Below are 19,351 nucleotides of genomic sequence, written 5' to 3' on the forward strand. Positions count from 1 at the left end.
GCGGCGGAAGGGATTCCGCCGCGCGGGGGCGTTGATCAGGCCGCCTGCTTGCGGGCGACGTTCGCCTTAGACCAGTCGGCATACCAGGCGTCGAAGAGCTTGAGCTGGGCCTCGGCATAGCCGCGTTGGCTGTCGCTCAGCGTATCGGTCTCGTTGAAGTGCAGGGCGTATTCCTTATCGCCCTTCAGAACCATCATGTGCTTGAAGAACAGGACGAGGTCCGGGCCCGCATCGAACGAGGAGAGCACGGCCAGCGCCTGCTCCAGCTCCTGGGCCTGGCGGCGCGCCGTGGCATCGCCTGCGGCCGCGGCGACCGAGAGCTGGCAGAGATGCAGCACTTCCTGCGGCAGGACGTTGCCGATGCCGGTGATCGCGCCGGTCGCGCCGCAATTGACGTAGCCATGGACGACGGTGGTGTCGATGCCGATCATCAGCGAGACGCCGTCATCGCGGCTGGTGATGTTCTCGGCCGCATAGCGCATGTCGTCGGCGCCGCCGAATTCCTTGAAGCCGACGAGGTTCGGATGCTCGGCGCGCAGCGCAAAGAACAGGTCGGCGCGGGTGGCGAAGCCGTAATAGGGGCTGTTGTAGATCACCGCCGGCAGATCAGGTGCTGCGGTCAGGATCGCCTTGAAATGCGCCTTCTGGGCGGCGATGACTGAGCCGCGCGAGAGGACACGCGGGATCACCATCAGGCCCTTGGCGCCGACCTTCTGGGCATGGGCGGCATGGGCGACGGCCGAGGCAGTGTTGACCGCGCCGGTGCCGACGATGACCGGGATGCCGGCCTTCACCAGACGCTCGACGCCTTCCATGCGCTGGGCGTCGGTCAGCAGGGGCCAGTCGCCCATCGAGCCGCAATAGACCACGGCGGACATGCCACCGGCGACCAGCTCCTTGGCCTTGCGCACCAGCCCGTCGAAATCGGGCGTGCGGTCCGCCTTGCAGGGGGTCATCAGCGCGGGGATCACGCCGGAGAAAATCTGGGCCTTCATCTCGCTCTCCTTCTGGCTGCCGTTCTTGCGGAGACCCCGCCACCCCGGCGGCGCGCTCCTCCCAAGGCTTTTATAGTATTTTGCATATTCTTTGTCGACAATGATTACGCAAGAAACTCAAAGCGCGATGTCGAGCCTGTCTTCGCCGATCATGAGCTTCTGAATCTGCCTGACGATCTGTTCCGCATGAGCCTTCCCCAGGCGCTCCGCCAGAGCCGTGTCGCGGGCCACGATCGCGGCGACGATGGTCTCGTGCTCGTCGACGAATTGCTGCGGCAGCCGGTCGTCATAGGACTGGTAGTAGAGCCGCAGGAAGCGCCGACCCTCGTCGAGGAGGCGGCTGAACAGGCTGTTGAAATAGGGGTTGCGCCCGGCTTCCGCGATCGCGGCATGGAAGGCGGCGTTGGTCGCGATCATCGCCAGCGCATCCTGCGCCTTCACTGCGGCGGCGAATTCCGCCTGCCGCGCGCGGATTGCTTCCAGATCCTCCGGCCGGCGGTTCTGGGCGGCGAGTTGGGTCGTCACCCGGTACATCAGAGTCAGCGCGTCGAAGAAGGGCGACATGTTCAAGAAGTCGAGATTGGCCACCATGGTCGAGCGGTTCGGCAGCGTGTCGATCAGCCCTTCGCCGGCCAGCCGCACCAGCGCCTCGCGGATCGGCGTGCGCGACATCTGGAAGCGCTCGGCGAGCTGGACCTCGTCGATCGGACTGCCGGGCGGCAGGACGAGATCGAGGATTTCATCGCGCAGCAGATCGTAGACGAATTTCACGCCGGAGCCGCGTTTGCGCTCCGGGGCGGGGATTGCCTTGGTCTTGGTGGCGGTCATGGAAAACCCTCTTGTCGACAAGAGGGATACGGATTGTACGGCGATCGATCAATCGGAGCCCGGCACTTTCCCGGGGCTGCCCTCCTCTCAATTCCGGCTGAACGGGGTGGCGTCGCGAACCTCCGTCACCTCGACAAGGCCGGTGAGCTGCCGGTCTAGCTGCCGGGAGGCGGCTCCGCGACAGAGAGGCCGGTGACGCCATGCTTCGCGATCAGCCGCCCGACGACCCCGCTCTCGATGGCGGCGATGATGAAGCTCCTGAGATAGTCGAGGGCGATGCCGGAGGCCTTGGGGGTGCCCAGCGCCTGCTGGACCGCCATGAAGCGGCCGGGGAGCATGCGCGAGCCCGGCAGCGTCTTCTCGTCCTCGATCAGCTTCGGCCTCAAGCCTGCGAGGGCATCGAGCTTCCGGTCGACGAAATGCTGGTATGCGCCGTCGAAACCTTCTCCGGTGACGAGCTCGGCCTCGCGGATGTTCCGTTCGAGCCAGAGGCCATAGGCCGTGCGCGCGGCGACCGCGATGCGCCGGCCCGGACGATCGACCTCCGCCACCGATTGCAGGTCCGAGCCCGCCGGCACCAGATAGGTCGCCTCGATCTCGGTATAGGCCGGGGTGAAGTCGATCACTGCGGCGCGCTGCGGCTCGGCCCCGACCAGCGCGACATCCCATTCGTCGCGCTCGGCCGCATCCGCGAGCGGGCCCGGCGATGGATAGGTGACGTATTGGAGTGGCAGGCCGAGGCATTCGGCGAGGATCGCCGCCATGTCCGGCGAGACGCCGGCCGGGCCGCCATCGGCCGTGCGGCTGGAAACCAGCAGGAAGTTCGACAGGTTGATGCCCGCCCGCAGCACGCCATGGCGCGAGAGCGCCTGGCGAACAGCTTCGGGTGGCGCCCCGATGATCGCGCCGATCCGCTTGGCTTCCTCGGTCATCGTCAGGCCGTCCGCAGAGTTTGCGCGCTGAAGCGCGTCGTGCCGGTCTTGTGGCCGAAATCGGAGGGGCGCGATGTAGGGCGGGTCAGCACGGTGTCGATAGCCTTGTCGATCGCAGGAAAGCTTGCGTGAGGGCGTACAGCTTCCGCTTTTCCGCGCGCCACCGCAACAGCGGCCCGCCGAATCGAAAGGGGCGAGAGGGCAGTGCCGTCGCGCTCCGCGTCAGCAGCCGATCACCTTGAACTCGACGCGACGGTCGAGCGCGTCGCTGGCGTCGTCCTTGCCGGTCCCGACGAGGTTTTCCTTGAAGCCGCGGCCGGTCGCGATCATGCGGCCGCGATTGTCGGGTGCGCCGGTCAGCAGCAGATCCATGACGAACTGCGCTCTCAGCGCCGAGAGCCGGTCGTTCACCTGTGGCAGGCCGGTGTGCGAGGTATGGCCGACGATCTCCAGGCAGGCGCCTTTCTGGCGCGAGCGCGTCGCGATCTGGCTCAGCCACATCGGATAGGGCTCGGTGATCTGGCGATCGTCGATGAACTGCGTCGTGCCGGGCTTGAACAGCAGCTTCACCATCAATCGGTCCGTGCCGAGGCCATAATCGATCAGGTCGCCGAAGGCATCGACCATGTCCTCGCGCCGGGCGAGCTTGCTGGCGGCGAGATAGGTCCCGATCCTGACGCGGTGCTGCTCGCCGCCCGGCAGCCTGCGCGCCGTCCGATAGAAGGCGAGCGCCTCGCGGAAATGCTGGGTCTCATAGGCGAGGATGCCGTCATTGATCAGCGCATTGGCGGTGAGCTTCTCGACATAGCCGGGATCGATCGGGTCCCCGAGCTTCGTGCCCTGGCAGGTCTTGATATAGGCGTCCGTCGCCTGATCCTTCGCCCAGAGCGGCGAGTCCCGGTAATAGGGCGTCGGCGTCGTATCGACGCCTTCGGTGCGGGCGCGCGTGACGCCCTTGGAGACGATGCTGTTGGATTTGAGATCGGCCAGCGTCAGGCAGATCCGGTAGGCGTCGCGCGGGCCGTCCGCCACGCCCTGGTTGTTCACGGCGGTGAAGGTCCCGACCAGCACCACCGGCTTGCTCGCCAGGGCTTCGCTGTCGAAGGGCAGGACGGTGAAACGCGGGTAGTTCGTCCGCACGAGCTCCATCAGGGTCGCCTGCATCGAGCGCGTCGCGGTCGATTGCGCGCCCGAGGCCGCGTCGATCAGCGGGTCGATCACCAGTTCGATCCTGTCGCCGGAGACGGCCGCCTTGGTGAAGAGGTCGTCGGCCGCCTTGCGCAGCGCCTCGGCGAAGGGCGTGGGGGTTGGCGGTGGCGGCGCGGTCTGGGCGCCGGCCGATATGGTGCCCCCCAGTAAAGCCAGGGCGATCATGACGGTCTTGAAGCGGACAAAGCCTGCCATGCCTCACCTCTCCGGCTTCGGCCGGGCTTCCCGCCGCGGCCACCCTGCATCAGCGGCATTGCCGCAATTGTTCGCGCCCCGCCGGCGTGAGATCGCCGAGCTGCGCGCGCATCAAAAGTTCGGCGCATTCGCCGGAGGCTCGCCCGCGCGGTGCGGCGTCCGGCGGGCGCAGTGCGGCACCCGGCAGGGCGACGGGCTGCGTCGATCGGTTCGGCGACAGCGAGCCGGATACACCGAGCCGGGCCGCCATGGCCTGCTCGACATTCCTGCGTTCCTCGGCGAGGCGCTGCTTTTCCGTCTCGATCGCAGCGAGCTCCGATTCCCGGCGGGCGAGTTCGTCGGCGAGGCGCGCGCGTTCCGCCTTGTCCTGCGTGCGCGACGCGGGTAGGGCAGGGGCGATGGCGACAGGCGCTGAGCCCTGAGCCGGCACGGGCGGCGGGACGCCGACCGCGTCGCCGATATCCTTGCGGGCGAGATCGTCGGCGGCCTGCCGCCGCCCCTGTTCCGCCCGTTCGAGGCGCTGGAGCAGCGCACGTTCGCGCTCGGCGAATTCGCGTATGAGTTTCTCACGATCGCTCGAGACCAAGGAGCGGCGTTCGAGCAGATCGAGCCGCGTACGCGCGTCGATGACGAAGAAACTCTGCGGATAGCGCTGGATGAAGGCCTGCAAGGCGGTGGTGTCGTCGCTGGCGCGGATGCGGCGCCAGACATCGGCATCGGTCTCCTCGCGGTTGAGGTAGAAATCGCCGAGCAGGGAGAGCGAGAGTTCCGGCGTCTGCTTGCCGGCGGTCGTGTCGTAGACGCTCTTCTGGACGCGGCGGAACAGCGCGGCGACTTCCAGTCCGGGCTGGTCGATCTCACGCACCAAAGCGGCGGTGAAGGGGCTGTTGCGGCCGGCACCGTCGGCGGCGACGTCGTTGGCCTGCGTGGCATAGGCGATGACCATGCCCTGTGCGCGCTGGACCGGGGCGAGACCCGACGCAACCGAGAAACCGCGCGTCGCCTGCCGCTTGGCGAGCAAGCCGACGAACGGATTGTTGCGGCAGGCGTCGAGCACCATGATCTTGACGCCCTTTGCGTAATTCAGCGCAGTGACGACATCGTTGAGCCGGGTCGTCTCGTACTGGACGCCGACCTCGTCCTCGATCTTGGCCTCTACGGGCACGAGATAGTTCTCGCCGTTGAACTGGAAGCCGTGCCCGGCGAAATAGAACATCGCGGCGTCGGCATCCTGCGCCAGCCGGGCGAAGCGCGTCAGCGCCGCATCCATGCCGCGCTTGTCGAGATCGATGCCGTCGACCACCTCGAAGCCGACCTTGCGCAGGGCGGTGACCATGTCGCGTGCGTCGTTCACGGTGTTCGGCAGCGCCGGCGCATTGCGATAGCTGGAATTGCCGATGACGAGCGCCACGCGGCGATCGGGCGGCGTCTCGGCCAGGGCAAGGCCGGACCAGAGCATGAGGAGCAGGCCGCAGAGTCTGGCGACGAGGGTCATGGGTGCATCCTGGAGGCTGCTCGCAGCCTCTACGTCATGCTAATGCATGATCCCGGCCATCTCCAGAACAAAGCATAGTCCTCATCGAAAAGGGACGGCGTTTTGCTTGAAGGCTGCAATCGTCGCTGATAGCCTTCGGCCTATCTTCTCGCGAAAGGAAGACGCTGATGCTTCGCATTGCGCCGGCGCTTCTCCTGTTGGGTCTTGCCCTGGCGATGCCGTTCGCGGGCGCATCGGCGCAGGATCGCGCCCGGCAGCGCAGCCCGGCCCCCGCGACGGCGCGTCTTTCCTTCGTCGGCCTCGCCGACAAGGCACAGGTTCCCGCCAAGCTTACGGTGCGGTTCGCGATCTCAGGCATGGAGGTCGTGCCGGCCGGGCAGGCGATGCGCAATGCCGGGCATCACCACCTGCTGATCGATACCGAATTGCCGCCGCTCGACCAGCCGATCCCCAGCGACTTCAATCATATCCATTTCGGTGGCGGCCAGACCGAGGCCGAGATTGCACTCACGCCTGGCAAGCACACGCTGCAACTGCTCTTCGCCGACCACAATCATGTGCCGCATGATCCGCCGGTGGTGTCGGAGCGCATCACGGTCGAGGTCTCGGCGGCGCCTGAGAAACCACGCTCAGTCGCCGCGCCCGGCGCCCGTGTCTTCTTCATCGATCTGCAGGACGGCGCGACGATCCCGAGCCGCGCCAAGATCCGCTTCGGTGCGGAGGGCATATCGGTGACGCCGGCCGGAACCACCAGCGCGAACGGCGGCCACCATCATCTCCTCGTCGATACCGAGCTGCCGGCGCTGGACCGCGAGATTCCCAGCGACTTCAACCATCTGCATTTCGGGCGCGGGCAAACCGAGGTCGAACTCTCGTTGCCGCCCGGCGAGCATACGCTGCAACTGCTGATGGGCGATCACGAGCATGTGCCGCATGATCCGCCGGTCGTGTCCCAGCGCATCCGGGTCCGCGTTGTCGCCGACGGGCAGCCGGCTGTCGCAGCTCCGGCGCCACAGCATGTCCATGGCGCCGGCCAAGCCCGCACGGCGTCGCCCAACGATGCCGCGGTCTATTTCGTCTATCCCAGGGATGGCGACCGGATCTATCCGACCTCGACGATCCGCTTCGGCCTGCGCAACATGGGCGTGGCGCCGGCCGGCGTCGCCAAGCCGAATACCGGCCATCACCACCTGCTGGTCGATGCCGGGCCGCCCTCGTTCGACGAGCCGATCCCGGCCGATCTGAACCATATCCATCTCGGCGGCGGCCAGACCGAATACAAGCTGACGCTGCCGAACGGGCGGCACACGCTGCAGCTCCTGCTCGCGGACGAGAACCATCTGCCCCACGATCCGCCGGTGATCTCGGAGCGCATCACGGTGATCGTGGCGCCGGGTGGTCCGCATGCGAGGAGGCGCCGGTGATGTCGCAAGCTCGCATCGCAGCAGCCGGCCTTGTCGCGCTGATGGCCTGGCAGGGGCTCGTTTCAGAAGTCGCGGCGCAGACCGCCACGCGCCAGCCGGCTCCGCCGGGCGCGCAAGTCTATTTCCACTATCCGATCGATGGCTTGAGCGTTCCCGAGCGCTTCACCGTGCGGATCGGCCTGCGCGGCATGGGCGTCGCGCCGGCAGGCGTCAATCACGCCCGAACCGGGCATCATCATCTGCTGATCGATACCGATCCCGGCCCGCCGGACCAGCCGATCCCGTCCGACTACAACAACATCCATCTCGGCAACGGGCAGACGGAAGTGGTGGTGACGCTGCCCAAGGGCCGGCACACGCTGCAATTGCTGCTCGGTGACCACAATCATACGCCGCATAATCCGCCCGTGATGTCGCCGAAGATCACGGTCAATGTCCGCTAGCTGAAGGATATCGTCTGCCGATGGCTTGGTTGCGCGTTCTGGCCACTGCGATCGTGCTGCAGGGATTGTCGGGTCTGCCCGGCTTTGCCCAGCAGCCGGGCGAGCCTGCGCGTGTCGCCCTCGTCATTGCCAACGAAGCCTATCCGGAGGCGCCGATCGCCGGCACCGCCCAGCAAGGCCGCGCCGTCGCCGAGACCTTGAGCGCCGGCGGCTTCGATGTCGTCGCCGTCGAGAATGCCGACCGCAATGCCTTGCGGCAGGCGATCGCCGGCTTTGCCAGCAAGCTCCGGCGCGGCGCGCAGGTCGTCGTCTTCTACAGCGGCCACGCGATCCAGCAGCGGAACCGCAATTTCCTGGTCTCGACGCAGAACGGCGCTGAGGGGGTGGTCGATCTCGACGAGATCATCGATCCGCTGATCGTTGCCCGGCCGGCGAGCGCCCTGGTGTTTCTGAATGCCGGCCGCGACAATCCCTGGCAGGGCAAGGCGAAGGGGCTCCTGCCGTTGGAGCCGATGGAAGGGATCGCCGTGCTGTTCCCGACGGCGCCGGGCAAGACGCTGCCGGGTGGCCCCGACCGCGCGGTCGCCGCCTGGCTGAAGGCGATCCGGACGCCGGGGCTGGACATGACGCAGGCGCTGAAGCAGGTGCGGGACACGGTTTCGCGCGAAACCCGGCGAAGCCAGCAGGTCTGGCTCTCGGCGGAGCCATCCAAAGGGCTCGTGGTCACGCCGATCACTCGGCCGGTCGCCGTCGCGCAGGGCAGCCGCGCCGTCATTCCGCCGCCCCAGACACCGGGCGCGACCCAGGACTCGGCCTATGATCTCGCTTTCTGGGAATCGATCCGCAACAGCCGCAGCGCCGCGGAGTACCGTGCCTATCTCGATGCCTATCCGAACGGGCGGTTCGCCTCGCTCGCCCGCACGCGCGAGCAGGAATATCGGGCCGGCCCGACTGCGCCTGCTGCCCCTGCCGCCGTTGCTGCAGTGGCGGCGCCGCCAGCCGCTTCCCAGCCGGTCGCCGGCGCACCGCAGCGCGATTGCGCGGGCTGTCCCGAACTGGTCGCGATCCCCGCAGGCAGCTTCCAGATGGGCTCGAACGATCTCTACGAATTCGAGAAGCCGGTGCATCCGGTGACTATCCGCGGCTTCCTGCTCGGGGTGCGGGAGGTGACGTTCGAGGAATGGGATCTCTGCATCGACCAGGGCGGCTGCAACTACCGGCCTGACGATCGCGGGCTCGGCCGCGGCAAGCGGCCGGTCACCGATATCCACTGGAACGATGCCAATGCCTATCTCGCCTGGCTCTCGGCCCGGAGCGGAAAACCCTATCGCCTGCCGACCGAGAGCGAATGGGAATACGCCGCGCGCGCCGGTACCACGACGACCTATCCCTGGGGCCAGGCCCTGGTGAAGGACCGCGCGAACTGCCTCGGCTGCAACGACCAGAAGCGCGGCAGCGCCGTTGCGGCCGGCCAGTTCCCCGCCAATGCCTTCGGTCTCTACGACATGGCCGGCAATGCCGCCGAATGGGTCGCCGATTGCTGGAGCGAGAATTATCGCAGCGCGCCCCGCGACGGCAGCGCCTTTACGGTCGGGGGTTGCCGCGAGCGGGTGTTGCGCGGCGGCTCGTTCAACAACGATCCGCGCTATCTGCGTTCCGCCGCGCGCTTCAAATACGAAGCCGACGTGCGCTTCTACACTAATGGTTTTCGTGTCGCGCGGGACCGATAGACCAATCATTCCTCCCTGAATTGCAGGGGCGGCATGCGTGCCGCCTGCCTTGAAGCGCGTGCCTTTCCGCCGGCAATACAGACCGGGAATCAATCAGGAAGGGGAGGCCCGCATGGCCAAGGAATTCACCGGCAAGCGCGTGATCGTGATGGGCGGCAGCCGCGGCATCGGCCGCTCGATCGCGCTCGGCTTCGCCGCGGGCGGGGCGGCCGTCTCGATCTGCGCACGCAGCGCCGGGCCGCTTGAAGCGACGCGCCAGGAGATCGCGGCGCTGGGCGTCGCCGCCCATGCGGCGACCGTCGATCTCGCCGATGCCGGCCAGATCGAGGCCTATGTGCCTGAGGCCGTGAAGGCGCTCGGCGGGCTCGATATTCTCGTCAACAACGCGTCGGGCTTCGGCCAGAGCGATGACGAGGACGGCTGGGCGGCCTCGCTCAGCGTCGATATGATGGCCGTGGTGCGCGGCAGCCATGCGGCCATCCCGCATCTCCAGCCGGGTTCGTCGATCGTGAACATCTCGTCGATCTCGGCCCTACGGGCCTCGGCGCGCTCGGCGCCCTATGGCGCGATCAAGGCTGCGGTGATGCATTACACCGGCAGCCAGGCCAAGATGCTGGCGCGCAAGGGCATCCGGGTGAACTGCGTCGCGCCGGGCTCGATCGAGTTTCCCGGCGGCTCATGGGAAAACCGCAAGACCTCCAATCCCGAGCTCTACAATGCGACGCTGGCGAACATTCCCTTCGGGCGGATGGGCAGGCCTGAGGAGATCGCCGAGGTCGTGCTGTTCCTCGCCTCGGCCAAGGCGAGCTGGGTCACCGGCCAGAGCATCGTCGTCGATGGCGGGCAGCTCGTCGGGCCCTAAGTCCGGTCAGAGCCGCAAGCCGCCATCCACGGCGATCTCGGCGCCGTTGATATAGCTGCCCTCGGGCGAGCAGAGCAGCAGCGCGATGCCCTCGCAATCCTCAGGCCTGCCGATCCGGCCCAAGGGGATGCGGGCGAGGACCTGCTGCTCCCGTCCGGGCTGGGCCAGCACGGCGCGGTTGCGGTCCGTCAGGATGGCGCCGGGCTTGACGATGTTGAAGGTGATGTCCGGCGCCTGCGTGGTGCGGGCGAGGTTCAGGATCATATTGGTCTGCGCGGCCTTGGTGGCGGCGTAGTAGAGATGCGTCGGATTGGGGCGCGCTTCTTGCACGCTGCCGATCGCGATCACCCGGCCGAAGCCGCGCGACAGCATCCCCGGCAGGAAAGCCTGCAACAGCCTGACGGTGGCGTGGAGATTGATCTGCGTCTGGGCGGCCATCGCTGCTTCCGAGACCGCGTCCCAGGTCTCCAGCATCTCGACCGAAGCGCAGAGCACGAGGATATCGGGTTCGGTGCCCTTTGCCATGAGCTGCGCGGCCATCGCAGCGGGGGCGGCCGGCTCGGCGAGGTCGGCGATCAGGGCCGTGGCCGCGTGGTTTTGCGCCCGCAGGTCGGCGACCGCCGCGTCGGCGGCGGCGGCGTCCCGGTCATGGATGATGGCATGCGCGCCGGCATCCGCGAGGCGTGTCGCGATCGCCAGCCCAATGCCGCGCGCCGCGCCGGTGACCAGCGCGATGCGGCCTGAAAGCGGACCCGTCATCAGCCGAGCAGCGGTTTCACGCGCGCCGTCGCATCGTCCATCGCCTGCTGCGCCGGCTTGCGGCCGAGCACGGCGGCCTGCGTTTCCTCGATGAAGATGTCGTGGGCGCGGGCCTGCTCGTCGAAGGCTGGCAGGTGGATGCGCGAAGCCTTGAGCGCGGCGGCCTCGTCGGCGGCATAGGGCATCGCGGCTTTCAGCTTCTCGTCGGCATAGGTCGAGATGCGCACCGGACCGTTGCCGTTCAGCGCCATGGCGGTCGTGCCGGCCTTCGAGGACAGCGCGCGGATGAACTCCCAGCTCAGCGGCTTCTGCCTGGCGTTCTTCGGGATCATCAGCGCCCAGAACTCGGTCGTCGGGGCGAAGGCGACCTTGCCGACGAGATCGGCCGCCATCGGTGGCAGCAGCGACTTGAAGCGCCCGCCATACTTGCCCTTTGAGGGGTCGTTATAGGTCACCAGTCGGGCGAAGGGGTTGATCGTCATGGCAGCCCGGCCCTGCTGCATCCAGGTGGTGATCTCCTCGTTGTTCACCGTCGCGAAATTCCGCGGCAGCACGCCGGCCTTGTAGAAATCGGCGAGCAGGGTGAGCGTCTTCACCATCGGCGGCTCGGCCGCGACGATCTTGCCGTCGGTCGTCATGTAGTCGCCGCCGAGGCAGCGGGCGAGCGTCAGGAAGTTCGAGGCGAAGACGGCGGTGAAGGCGAGGCCGTAGACTTGCGTGCCATCCTCGCGCTTGAAGGTGAGCTTGCGGGCCAGCTCCGCCAGCTCCTCGAATGTCGTCGGCAGCTTGGTGACGCCGCGCTCTTCCAGCAGGGCCTCGTTGTAGATCAGCGCGTTGGTCGCGTGGCGCACCGGGATGCCGTGCAGGGCATCGCCGACCTTGAGCGGGGCGAGCAGGCCCGGCGCGAAATCGTCAAAGGCCTCGATCGGCGCCTGCTTCATCAGCGCGTCGAGCGGCTCGAAGAGCTGGAGATTGCGCGGCACCGCGCGGCCATTGACGAGATAGGCGACGTCGATCGAGGTCTCCGACAGCGAAGCCTCGCGCAGCAGCCGCTCATGAACCGCGTTGACATCGCCGAACGTGACCCAGTTCACATTGGCGTCGTTCGCCTTTCGGAAGGCTTCGGTGGCGTCGCCGCCGGGACCGGTCGTCGCGGCATTCTGGTGGACGCGGTGACCGAGCGCGGTCAGCGTCTTCTCCTGGGCGAAGGCGGCGCGCGGGAGAAGCGCCGCGGCGGCTGCGGCGCCGGTGAGCGCACCGAACCGGCGGCGCGAGATGCGGGATGTCATCGATTGTCCTCCGGTGTTCGTTTTCGGGCGTGATGCGCCGCTTCCTCGATCGTCAGGCCGGCAGCAGCGGCTGTACGCGCTTGACCAGCGAGGCCATCGCCTCTTCCGGCGTCTTCATGCCGAGCACGGCGGCTTCGGCTTCTTCCTTGAACAGATCGCCGGCGCGGGCGGCCTCGTCGAAGGCCGGCATCGGGACGCGCGCGACCTTGAGCACCTTCAATTCCTCGGCGGCGTAAGGCACGGACCCGGCGAAGCCCTGATCGGCATAGGTCGAGGCGCGGACCGGGCCGTTGCCGTTGAGGGCGGCCTTCAGCGTCGCCTCCTTGGAGGTCATCGCCTTGATAAAGCTCCAGGCGAGGTCCTTGCGCTTGGCGTTCTTCGGGATGACCATGCCCCAGAACTCGACCTTGGCCGGGGCTGCAGCGTATTTGCCGGCGAGCGCCTTTGAGGCGGGCACCGCGATCGTCTTGATCTTGCCGGGGAATTTCGACTTCTGCGGGTCGTTGTAGATGCGGTTGCGGCCCATGCTCTGCAGGCTCATCGCGGCGCGGCCCTGCTGCATCCAGACATTGACGTCTTCGGGCGAGAGCGTCGCGAAATTGCGCGGGAAGGCATTGGCCTGGAAAAGCTCGCGCAAGGTGCGGATCGCGTTCAGCATCGGCGGCTGGTCGGCGACGCATTTGAAGTCCGGCGTAATGAAATCGCCGTCCCAGGCGCGGGCGAGATCGATCACGTTGGGATAGGTCGCGCCCGGCGTGCACAACCCGACGACCTGTGTGCCATCGGCGCGGCGATAGCTGCAGGCCTTGGCGATCTCGATCATCTCCTCGATCGTCCCGGGCGGCTTGGAGAAGCCCTTCTCGGCCAGAATCTCCTCGTTGTAGTGCAGGCCGGAGGAGGCGTGGCGGAACGGGATCGCGAGCTGCTTGCCACCGACCTTCATGCCCTCGATCAGGCCGGGGAAGATATCGGCGATGTCTTCGACCGGGTCCTTCTTCAGATAGTCGTCGAGCGGCTCGAACAGGGTCGCGGCGCGCGGCACGACCTGCGTGTTGACGACGAAACCGACATCGACGGAGGTCTCGCCGAGGCTCGCCTCGCGGAACAGGCGCTCCTGCAGCGGCCCGGTGTCGAACGTCGTCCACTGGACGGTGACGCCGTTCTTCTGCGCCCAGTCCTTGGTGATGTCTCCGCCCTGCGCGCCGGTCGCGACCGTCTGCATGACGCGATGGGTGAAGACGTTGAAAGGCCCGCTCTGCGCCTGCGCCGTGTGGCCCAGCCCGGCGAAGCTCAGTCCGAGGATACCGGCGCCGAACTGCCTACGGTCGAGTGTCGCCCCTTGACTCATGATGATCCTCCCTATGGCTCGCGAGTTCCGCGATGGCGGCTTCTGCCGCTTCGAAATGCTTGTTCATGGCGGCGGAAGCCGCGGCGGCATCGCCCGCGCGGATGGCGTCCACGACAAGGACATGGCGCTTGAACGTGCGCTGCCAGTCCTCGGGACCGCGCGCCTCGCGCGAGTTGAAAATCTCCATCACCTCGCGGATGACGGGGCGCAGGCCGCGGAGCTGGAAATCGAGCAGGCGGTTGCCAGAGGAGGCTGCGACCGCTTCGTGGAAATCGAGATCGGCCTCGATCCAGAGCGGCACGTGGCCCAGCGCATCCTCCATCCGGGCGAGGATGAGATCGAGCTTCTCGATATCCTCGTCCGTACGCCGTTCGGCGCTATGCGCCGCGATCGGCGGCTCCAGGATGCGGCGCAGTTCGACGGCTTCGGTCAGGCCGTTGGGACGGCCGCGCACGGCGAAACGATAGAACCGGTCGAGCGGCGCGGCATCGAGCGCCTGCACCCGCGTCGGCTTGCCCTGCTGGATATGGACGACGCCCATGGCCGCGAGCTGGCGGATGGCCTCGCGCGCGATCGGCTTGCTGACGCCGAAGGAGGCGGCGATGCGCGCTTCCGACGGCAGGAAATCGCCCGGCTTCAAACGGCCCTCATGGATCGCCTGCGTGATGCGCTGGATCACGGCATCGCCGAGGCGCATCGGCACGACATCGCCGCCCGCGAACGGGTCGTCGGCATCCAGCACGGAACGGGCGATATCGCTCATCAATTTCCTCCGGCGGGGATCATTGACAGATGCCGCGTTCCTTGGCAACTGTTCAACCTATCAGATAAGCAAGTGTCGTTCAGCCACGCGCCTCGGGAGGGCCATGCCGCATGTCGGCCAGCCGCATCGCCAAAATAGATGTTCATCCGCTGCGGGCGACGCTGCCCAAGGTTCAGCGGACCTCGCAGGGCGACTACCCGGCGATCGAGATCGTCGTCGTCGAGGTCGAGACCGAGGACGGCGCGATCGGTTTCGGCGAGGGATTGTGCCGGCGCGGCGCGGCCGGCTATGCGCGCTTCATCGAGGAGGCGCTGGTGCCCCGGCTGATCGGGCGCGATGCCGCCGACCGGCGCGCGCTGTGGAAGGCTATGCGGGCGGCGCTTTCGGGGCGGCCCGGCGGGCAGGTCGTCGAGGCGATTGCGGCCGTCGACATCGCGCTCTGGGATATCGCCGGCAAGCAGGCGGGGCAGCCGGTCCACAAGCTGCTCGGCGGCATGGGGCGCACGGAGGTCGCGGCCTATGCCTCCTCGATCAACTGGCTCGACGACGCCACGGTCGAGGCCGAGGTGGCGGCGGCGCTGAAGGCCGGCTTCCGCGAAATCAAGGTCAAGCTCGGCCATCCCCTGCGTGATGCCATCGCCCGCGCGAAGCTGATCCGCCGGCTCGCCGGCGACGAGATCGCGCTCTATGTCGATGCGAACTGGGCCTATGACGTCGACGACGCGATGATCGTCGGCCGCGCGCTCGCCGATCTCGGCTACGGCTTCTTCGAGGAGCCGATCGCGCCGCATGACCGTGAAGGCTATCGCCGTCTTGCGCAGCATCTGCCGATACGGCTTGCGGCCGGCGAGAGCGATTTCGTCGCGGGCGAGGCGCTGACCATGCTGCAGGACCGCTCGCTCGGGCTGATCCAGCCGGACGTGACACGCTCCGGCGGCATCACCGAGACCTGGCGCATCGCCGAGCTCGCTGCGACCTTTAACACGGCCTATGCGCCGCATGTCGGCTGGTCGGGCGCGATCTGCGTTGCCGCGAGCCTGCAGCTCGCCGCAGCGGCGGAGAGCTTCCGTACCTTCGAATGCATGGTCTACGAGAACCCGCTGCGCGACGCTTTCACGCAGCCGCTCGTCGGCGAGGGCTCGCAGCTCGTCGACGGCAAGCTCGCGATTCCGCAGGGGCCGGGCCTTGGCATCGAGATCGACCGCGAGGCGCTGAAGCGCTTCAGGATCGCCTGATGAGCGCCCGTACGCCTTTCTCGGCGATCGCGCTCGTCACCCCGGTTCAGCTCATGATCGGCGGCATCATCTTCGTGCCGGCGCTCTATGTCTTCTGGCTGAGCCTCAACCAGTCCTCCTTCGGACAGGCGGCGACGTTCGTCGGCCTCGCCAATTACGCGAAGGTGCTGAGCGATCCGTATTTCTGGAAGGCGCTGCTCAACACCGTCATCGTCGTCGCCGTCGTGGTGCATGTCGAACTGCTGATCGGGCTCGGCATGGCCCTGTTCTTCGCCTCCGGCGTGCCGTTGCGCGCGCTGCTGCTCGCGATCGTGCTCGCGCCCTATGCCGTCAGCGAAGTCTCGGCGGTGGTGATGTGGCGCTACCTGTTCGAGCCCGATGTCGGGATGATGAGCCGGCTGCTGATGACGCTGGGCCTGCCGCCGATCGAATGGGCGGTGAACCCCAGCCACGGCCTCGCCATGGTCAGCCTGCTCTCGATCTGGCTGCATCTGCCGTTCTCGTTCATCATCCTCTACGCGGCGCGGCTTTCGATCCCCAGCGATCTCTATGAGGCCGCCTCGATCGACGGTGCCTCGGCCTGGACTTCGTTCCGCCGGATCACGCTGCCGCTGCTGATGCCGGCGCTGCTGATCGCCGCCCTGTTCCGCTATATCTTCGCCTTCCGCCTGTTCTCGGAGGTCTGGCTGATGACCGGCGGCGGGCCGGCGCGCTCGACCGAGGTGATGGCGGTCTATCTCTATCTCGAGGCCTTCCGCTACAACGCCTTCGGCTCCGCTGCCGCTACCGGCTGGCTGCTGGTGCTCGCCTCGCTCCTGCTCGCGCTGTTCTACCTGCGCCGGCTCTACAAGGAGATGTTCGCGCGTGCCTAAGCTGCTCCGCCATCTTCTGAAGCTCGTCGGCGTTCTCGCGGTCGTCGCCTGGTCGCTGGTGCCGATCGGGCTGATCGCGATGTCCTCCTTCAAGGCCGACCGCGACATCTTCTCGACCACCGGTACCTTCTCCTTCGCGCCGACGCTGGCGAACTACCAGGCGCTGTGGAGCCGCTGGGGCGATTTCTTCTTCGGCCTGTGGAACAGCTTCCTTGTCACGGTCGGTGCGACGGTGCTGGCCGTCGGTGTCTCGCTGCTCGCCGGCTTCGCCTATTCGCGCTTCGCCTCGAAGGGCCTGCAGGCCTCGGCGTTCTTCCTGATCTTCATCCGCCTGATCCCGCCGATCGTGATCACGTTGCCGCTCTTCCCGGTGGTGAACTGGCTGGGCTTGAACGACACGCATTTCGTGCTGATCGTGCTCTACGCCACCTTCTTCGTCTCGCTGGGCACGGTGGTGATGCGAACCTTTATCGACCAGATCCCGCGCGAGCTCGACGAGGCCGCGATGATGGACGGTGCCTCGCAGTTCCAGATCATCATGCGCGTGATCCTGCCGATGGCGGCACAAGGGATGCTCGCGGTCTCGGTCTTCGTCATCGTCTATGCCTGGAACGAGTTCCTCTTCGCCTTCATCTTCACGACGACCAAGGCCAAGACAGCGCCGCTGGTGATCTCCGAGATGATCGGCGCCGTCGAGGGCGTCGAATGGGGCGTGCTTTTCGCAGCCTCCACCGTGCAGCTCGTGCCGGTGCTCGCCTTCGTCATCCTCATGCAGAAGCATCTCGTGGCGGGGCTCACCGCCGGCGCGGTGAAGGGATAAGCCATGACCCAGCTCGACGACCTCAGACGCGCGATCCGCGAGAGCGATCCGCAACTCAGCCGCTTCGACCCGCTGCCGCGCATCATCTGCCTCGACGATTTCGACCGCGGCATGTGCGGCTGGACCCAGCTCGTCGGCAATTACGAGGACACGCTGGACGCGATGCTGCCGGGCTATGCCCAGCACAGCCACGCCATGCTCTCGACCCTGCCGAACTGGGATTTCGGCTCGCATGGCGGCGTCGACGGCTCCTACGCGCTGAAGATCGCGACCCGGCCGAAGAAAGGCGCGCAGAACGTCGCGATCAAGCGTCTGACCTTCCGCAAGGCCGGGCCGATCCGGCTGGAGGCCTATTTCACCTTCAAGCCGGAGGCGACGGAACTCGCGCTCTCGGAGACCGATATCCGCTCCTTCGGCTTCCTCTACGATCTCCAGATCGGCGATACCTCGGGGCCGGGCGACCGGGTGATGCCGCATTTGCGCTTCCTCAATGCGCAGGACGGCCAGCACATCCAGAAATGGCAGTTCAAGCGCAAGACGACGCCGATCAAGCCGATCGGCACCGCCGGCAAGACGATCACGCATTACCACCTCGCGCCCGATGACTGGGAGGATCTGCCGGGCGGCGAGCAAAGGCTCTGCTACAACGAGATCCCGACCAAGGTGAACTGGCATTATCTGCGCTTCGATTTCGACCTCGCCGCGATGCAGGCGACACGGTTTCAGGTCAATGACCGGGTCTTCGCCATGGATGGCTACGACTGCATCCGCATCCCCGCGATGAAGAACCTGTGGTGCATGCTGAACCTCGCCTTCTTCGCGGAGACGGATACCGACAAGCGCGCCTTCGCCTATCTCGACTCCGTCTGCCTGTCGGGGGATTTCTGATGCTGCCCGAGAACCTCACCGCCGTCGTTGCCCGCAATGAAAGCTGGACGGCTGAAAGCGCGACCGAGCCCTACGAGGCCGGCTGGGCGAAGGAGGCGATCGTCTTCGTGCGTGCGCTGAAGCCACCGACAGGCCCGTTGCCGAAAGCGCGGATCGAGATCTCGGCCGATGGCCTGCACTGGTGCGCCGAGGGCTCGGAATTCGACCTGCCGGCCGCGAGGGACGCCGTCACCTTCCAGCGGGTGAGCCATTTCGGCAATTTTCTGCGCGTCGCCGCGTCGCTGCCCGATGGCGCCGAGATCACGGTGCTGGTGACGCTTCACCTGAAGGTGTGATCCGCCGATAGGGCCATGGCCGGACGAGGCCGTGGCCAATGCGCCGGATGCGCGAGAGCGCATGCCCGTTCCGCCGATCCGGCTCTTGCCGTTTCCGGGAAAGCAGCCTCCCTTGCGGGTGGGAGGACTGGACGATGGACACGGACCGTTTGGCCGCGCAGCTGATCGACGAGCATGACCGCAACGAAAAATTCCGGCCCTTCGCAGCGGCGAACGGCATCGCCTCGCTCGACGATTCCTATGCCGTGCAGGAGCGCTATGTCTCGCTGCTGAAGCCGCGCTGCGGCGCTGCCGTCGGCTACAAGATCGGCCTGACCTCGCAGCGCATGCAGGCGATGTGCGGCATCGGCCACCCGATCGCCGGCGTCGTGCTGGCCGACCGGCTGCACCATTCCGGCGCACGCCTCGCCATCGCCGATTACGGCCGCATGGGTCTCGAATTCGAGATCGCGGTGCGCATGGCCAGCGACCTCCCCGCCGGCGGCCCGGCCTGGACGCCGGAGAATATCGCGGCCCATGTCGCCGGTGTCTGCGCCGCGATCGAGATCGTCGATGACCGCGCCGCCGATTATGCCGAGCTCGACGTGCTCTCACTGGTCGCCGACAATTCCTGGAATGGCGGCGTGATCCTGTCGAGATTCTGCAGCGACTGGCCGGCGCTGGACGCCGTCTCGGGCACGATCAGCCATAATGGCACGGAGATCGACCGCGGCTATGGCCGCGACGCCCTTGGCCATCCCTTCGCGCCGCTCGCCTGGCTCGCCAATGCGCTGGCGGCAAAGGGACAGAGCCTGAAATCCGGCGAGATCGTGATGACCGGCAGCCTCGTCACCACCCGCTTCCCCACCGAAAGCGAAACCTATCGCTTCGAGCTCGAAGGCATCGGCGCCGTCGAACTCAACGTCACCGCTTGAGATGCCGGAAAGTAC

Annotated in this window: 19 protein-coding genes; 10 read left to right on the forward strand and 9 right to left on the reverse strand. The window is 66.9% G+C overall.

The genetic code is table 11. From position 1 onward, the window contains the following. Positions 1-35: 35 nt before the first annotated feature. The 5 genes from AC1RLU_RS18960 to AC1RLU_RS18980 form a co-directional block, all read right to left on the reverse strand. Positions 36-995 (reverse strand): dihydrodipicolinate synthase family protein, encoded by a 960-nt coding sequence (locus tag AC1RLU_RS18960; protein ID WP_492797449.1) that lies wholly within the window; start codon positions 993-995, stop codon positions 36-38. 117 nt (positions 996-1,112) lie between these two features. Next, positions 1,113-1,823: a GntR family transcriptional regulator gene (locus AC1RLU_RS18965; protein WP_113584385.1), complete on the reverse strand. Its 711-nt coding sequence runs from the start codon at positions 1,821-1,823 to the stop codon at positions 1,113-1,115. Positions 1,824-1,978: 155 nt separating this feature from the next. Then, complete coding sequence (locus AC1RLU_RS18970) at positions 1,979-2,755, reverse strand: transporter substrate-binding domain-containing protein (protein ID WP_492797451.1); 777 nt, start codon at positions 2,753-2,755, stop codon at positions 1,979-1,981. A 222-nt stretch (positions 2,756-2,977) separates the two neighbouring features. Beyond that, positions 2,978-4,159, reverse strand: coding sequence for an OmpA family protein (locus AC1RLU_RS18975; protein ID WP_492797452.1), 1,182 nt, complete (start codon positions 4,157-4,159; stop codon positions 2,978-2,980). A gap of 49 nt (positions 4,160-4,208) precedes the next feature. Next, a complete protein-coding gene (locus AC1RLU_RS18980; protein ID WP_492797454.1) occupies positions 4,209-5,654 on the reverse strand; it encodes a caspase family protein in 1,446 nt (481 codons plus the stop codon). Between the two features lie 167 nt (positions 5,655-5,821). On the opposite strand from AC1RLU_RS18980, the gene AC1RLU_RS18985 reads away from it, so the two are divergent. The 4 genes from AC1RLU_RS18985 to AC1RLU_RS19000 all read left to right on the forward strand — a co-directional run bounded on the left by AC1RLU_RS18985 (position 5,822) and on the right by AC1RLU_RS19000 (position 10,113). Next, complete coding sequence (locus tag AC1RLU_RS18985; protein ID WP_492797456.1) at positions 5,822-7,078, forward strand: DUF4399 domain-containing protein; 1,257 nt, start codon at positions 5,822-5,824, stop codon at positions 7,076-7,078. Continuing rightward, positions 7,078-7,521, forward strand: a complete 444-nt coding sequence (locus AC1RLU_RS18990; protein WP_492797458.1) for a DUF4399 domain-containing protein — start codon at positions 7,078-7,080, stop codon at positions 7,519-7,521. The genes AC1RLU_RS18985 and AC1RLU_RS18990 overlap by 1 nt, the downstream gene beginning before the upstream one ends. Before the next feature lie 20 nt (positions 7,522-7,541). Continuing rightward, entirely contained in the window at positions 7,542-9,251 is a 1,710-nt protein-coding gene (locus AC1RLU_RS18995) for an SUMF1/EgtB/PvdO family nonheme iron enzyme (protein ID WP_492797460.1), read from the forward strand. 112 nt (positions 9,252-9,363) lie between these two features. Then, positions 9,364-10,113, forward strand: coding sequence for an SDR family NAD(P)-dependent oxidoreductase (locus AC1RLU_RS19000; protein WP_061966197.1), 750 nt, complete (start codon positions 9,364-9,366; stop codon positions 10,111-10,113). A 6-nt stretch (positions 10,114-10,119) separates the two neighbouring features. Here the strand turns inward: AC1RLU_RS19000 and AC1RLU_RS19005 are convergent, their stop codons facing one another. The 4 genes from AC1RLU_RS19005 to AC1RLU_RS19020 are packed head-to-tail and all read right to left on the reverse strand — an operon-like array spanning position 10,120 to position 14,272. Continuing rightward, positions 10,120-10,872: an SDR family NAD(P)-dependent oxidoreductase gene (locus tag AC1RLU_RS19005; RefSeq protein WP_492797462.1), complete on the reverse strand. Its 753-nt coding sequence runs from the start codon at positions 10,870-10,872 to the stop codon at positions 10,120-10,122. Then, positions 10,872-12,161 carry an ABC transporter substrate-binding protein gene (locus AC1RLU_RS19010; RefSeq protein ID WP_492797463.1) on the reverse strand — a complete coding sequence of 430 codons (1,290 nt, stop codon included), beginning with the start codon at positions 12,159-12,161 and terminating at the stop codon, positions 10,872-10,874. The genes AC1RLU_RS19005 and AC1RLU_RS19010 overlap by 1 nt, the downstream gene beginning before the upstream one ends. A 52-nt stretch (positions 12,162-12,213) precedes the next feature. Beyond that, the gene (locus tag AC1RLU_RS19015) at positions 12,214-13,509 is read right to left on the reverse strand and encodes an ABC transporter substrate-binding protein (protein ID WP_492797465.1); all 1,296 of its coding nucleotides are present in this window, start codon (positions 13,507-13,509) and stop codon (positions 12,214-12,216) included. Further along, entirely contained in the window at positions 13,481-14,272 is a 792-nt protein-coding gene (locus tag AC1RLU_RS19020) for a FadR/GntR family transcriptional regulator (protein WP_061966190.1), read from the reverse strand. The genes AC1RLU_RS19015 and AC1RLU_RS19020 overlap by 29 nt, the downstream gene beginning before the upstream one ends. Before the next feature lie 110 nt (positions 14,273-14,382). Between AC1RLU_RS19020 and AC1RLU_RS19025 the strand changes: the two genes are divergently transcribed. From AC1RLU_RS19025 to AC1RLU_RS19050, 6 genes are all read left to right on the forward strand, one after another. After that, a complete protein-coding gene (locus AC1RLU_RS19025; RefSeq protein WP_492797467.1) occupies positions 14,383-15,507 on the forward strand; it encodes a mandelate racemase/muconate lactonizing enzyme family protein in 1,125 nt (374 codons plus the stop codon). Further along, entirely contained in the window at positions 15,507-16,379 is an 873-nt protein-coding gene (locus tag AC1RLU_RS19030; protein ID WP_061966186.1) for a carbohydrate ABC transporter permease, read from the forward strand. The genes AC1RLU_RS19025 and AC1RLU_RS19030 overlap by 1 nt, the downstream gene beginning before the upstream one ends. Further along, positions 16,372-17,199, forward strand: coding sequence for a carbohydrate ABC transporter permease (locus AC1RLU_RS19035; RefSeq protein ID WP_061966184.1), 828 nt, complete (start codon positions 16,372-16,374; stop codon positions 17,197-17,199). The genes AC1RLU_RS19030 and AC1RLU_RS19035 overlap by 8 nt, the downstream gene beginning before the upstream one ends. Positions 17,200-17,202: 3 nt before the next feature. Beyond that, positions 17,203-18,087, forward strand: coding sequence for a DUF6772 family protein (locus tag AC1RLU_RS19040; protein WP_113584375.1), 885 nt, complete (start codon positions 17,203-17,205; stop codon positions 18,085-18,087). Further along, positions 18,087-18,422, forward strand: a complete 336-nt coding sequence (locus tag AC1RLU_RS19045; RefSeq protein ID WP_492797470.1) for a hypothetical protein — start codon at positions 18,087-18,089, stop codon at positions 18,420-18,422. The genes AC1RLU_RS19040 and AC1RLU_RS19045 overlap by 1 nt, the downstream gene beginning before the upstream one ends. 134 nt (positions 18,423-18,556) lie before the next feature. Continuing rightward, entirely contained in the window at positions 18,557-19,336 is a 780-nt protein-coding gene (locus tag AC1RLU_RS19050; protein WP_492797472.1) for a 2-keto-4-pentenoate hydratase, read from the forward strand. The last annotated feature ends 15 nt before the right edge of the window (positions 19,337-19,351 follow it).

It is taken from the genome of Allobosea sp. GW822-FHT05A11 (assembly GCF_058800455.1).

What these genes read in the sequence shown, in the direction of transcription:
- AC1RLU_RS19050 (WP_492797472.1), top strand. Translation starts at nt 18,557, where the DNA reads ATGGACACGGACCGTTTGGCCGCGCAGCTGATCGACGAGCATGACCGC.
- AC1RLU_RS18975 (WP_492797452.1), bottom strand. Translation starts at nt 4,159, where the DNA reads ATGGCAGGCTTTGTCCGCTTCAAGACCGTCATGATCGCCCTGGCTTTA.
- AC1RLU_RS19010 (WP_492797463.1), bottom strand. Translation starts at nt 12,161, where the DNA reads ATGACATCCCGCATCTCGCGCCGCCGGTTCGGTGCGCTCACCGGCGCC.
- AC1RLU_RS19000 (WP_061966197.1), top strand. Translation starts at nt 9,364, where the DNA reads ATGGCCAAGGAATTCACCGGCAAGCGCGTGATCGTGATGGGCGGCAGC.
- AC1RLU_RS18970 (WP_492797451.1), bottom strand. Translation starts at nt 2,755, where the DNA reads ATGACCGAGGAAGCCAAGCGGATCGGCGCGATCATCGGGGCGCCACCC.
- AC1RLU_RS19040 (WP_113584375.1), top strand. Translation starts at nt 17,203, where the DNA reads ATGACCCAGCTCGACGACCTCAGACGCGCGATCCGCGAGAGCGATCCG.
- AC1RLU_RS19005 (WP_492797462.1), bottom strand. Translation starts at nt 10,872, where the DNA reads ATGACGGGTCCGCTTTCAGGCCGCATCGCGCTGGTCACCGGCGCGGCG.
- AC1RLU_RS18995 (WP_492797460.1), top strand. Translation starts at nt 7,542, where the DNA reads ATGGCTTGGTTGCGCGTTCTGGCCACTGCGATCGTGCTGCAGGGATTG.
- AC1RLU_RS18960 (WP_492797449.1), bottom strand. Translation starts at nt 995, where the DNA reads ATGAAGGCCCAGATTTTCTCCGGCGTGATCCCCGCGCTGATGACCCCC.
- AC1RLU_RS18965 (WP_113584385.1), bottom strand. Translation starts at nt 1,823, where the DNA reads ATGACCGCCACCAAGACCAAGGCAATCCCCGCCCCGGAGCGCAAACGC.
- AC1RLU_RS19030 (WP_061966186.1), top strand. Translation starts at nt 15,507, where the DNA reads ATGAGCGCCCGTACGCCTTTCTCGGCGATCGCGCTCGTCACCCCGGTT.
- AC1RLU_RS19025 (WP_492797467.1), top strand. Translation starts at nt 14,383, where the DNA reads ATGTCGGCCAGCCGCATCGCCAAAATAGATGTTCATCCGCTGCGGGCG.
- AC1RLU_RS19015 (WP_492797465.1), bottom strand. Translation starts at nt 13,509, where the DNA reads ATGAGTCAAGGGGCGACACTCGACCGTAGGCAGTTCGGCGCCGGTATC.
- AC1RLU_RS19045 (WP_492797470.1), top strand. Translation starts at nt 18,087, where the DNA reads ATGCTGCCCGAGAACCTCACCGCCGTCGTTGCCCGCAATGAAAGCTGG.
- AC1RLU_RS19020 (WP_061966190.1), bottom strand. Translation starts at nt 14,272, where the DNA reads ATGAGCGATATCGCCCGTTCCGTGCTGGATGCCGACGACCCGTTCGCG.
- AC1RLU_RS18980 (WP_492797454.1), bottom strand. Translation starts at nt 5,654, where the DNA reads ATGACCCTCGTCGCCAGACTCTGCGGCCTGCTCCTCATGCTCTGGTCC.
- AC1RLU_RS18985 (WP_492797456.1), top strand. Translation starts at nt 5,822, where the DNA reads ATGCTTCGCATTGCGCCGGCGCTTCTCCTGTTGGGTCTTGCCCTGGCG.
- AC1RLU_RS18990 (WP_492797458.1), top strand. Translation starts at nt 7,078, where the DNA reads ATGTCGCAAGCTCGCATCGCAGCAGCCGGCCTTGTCGCGCTGATGGCC.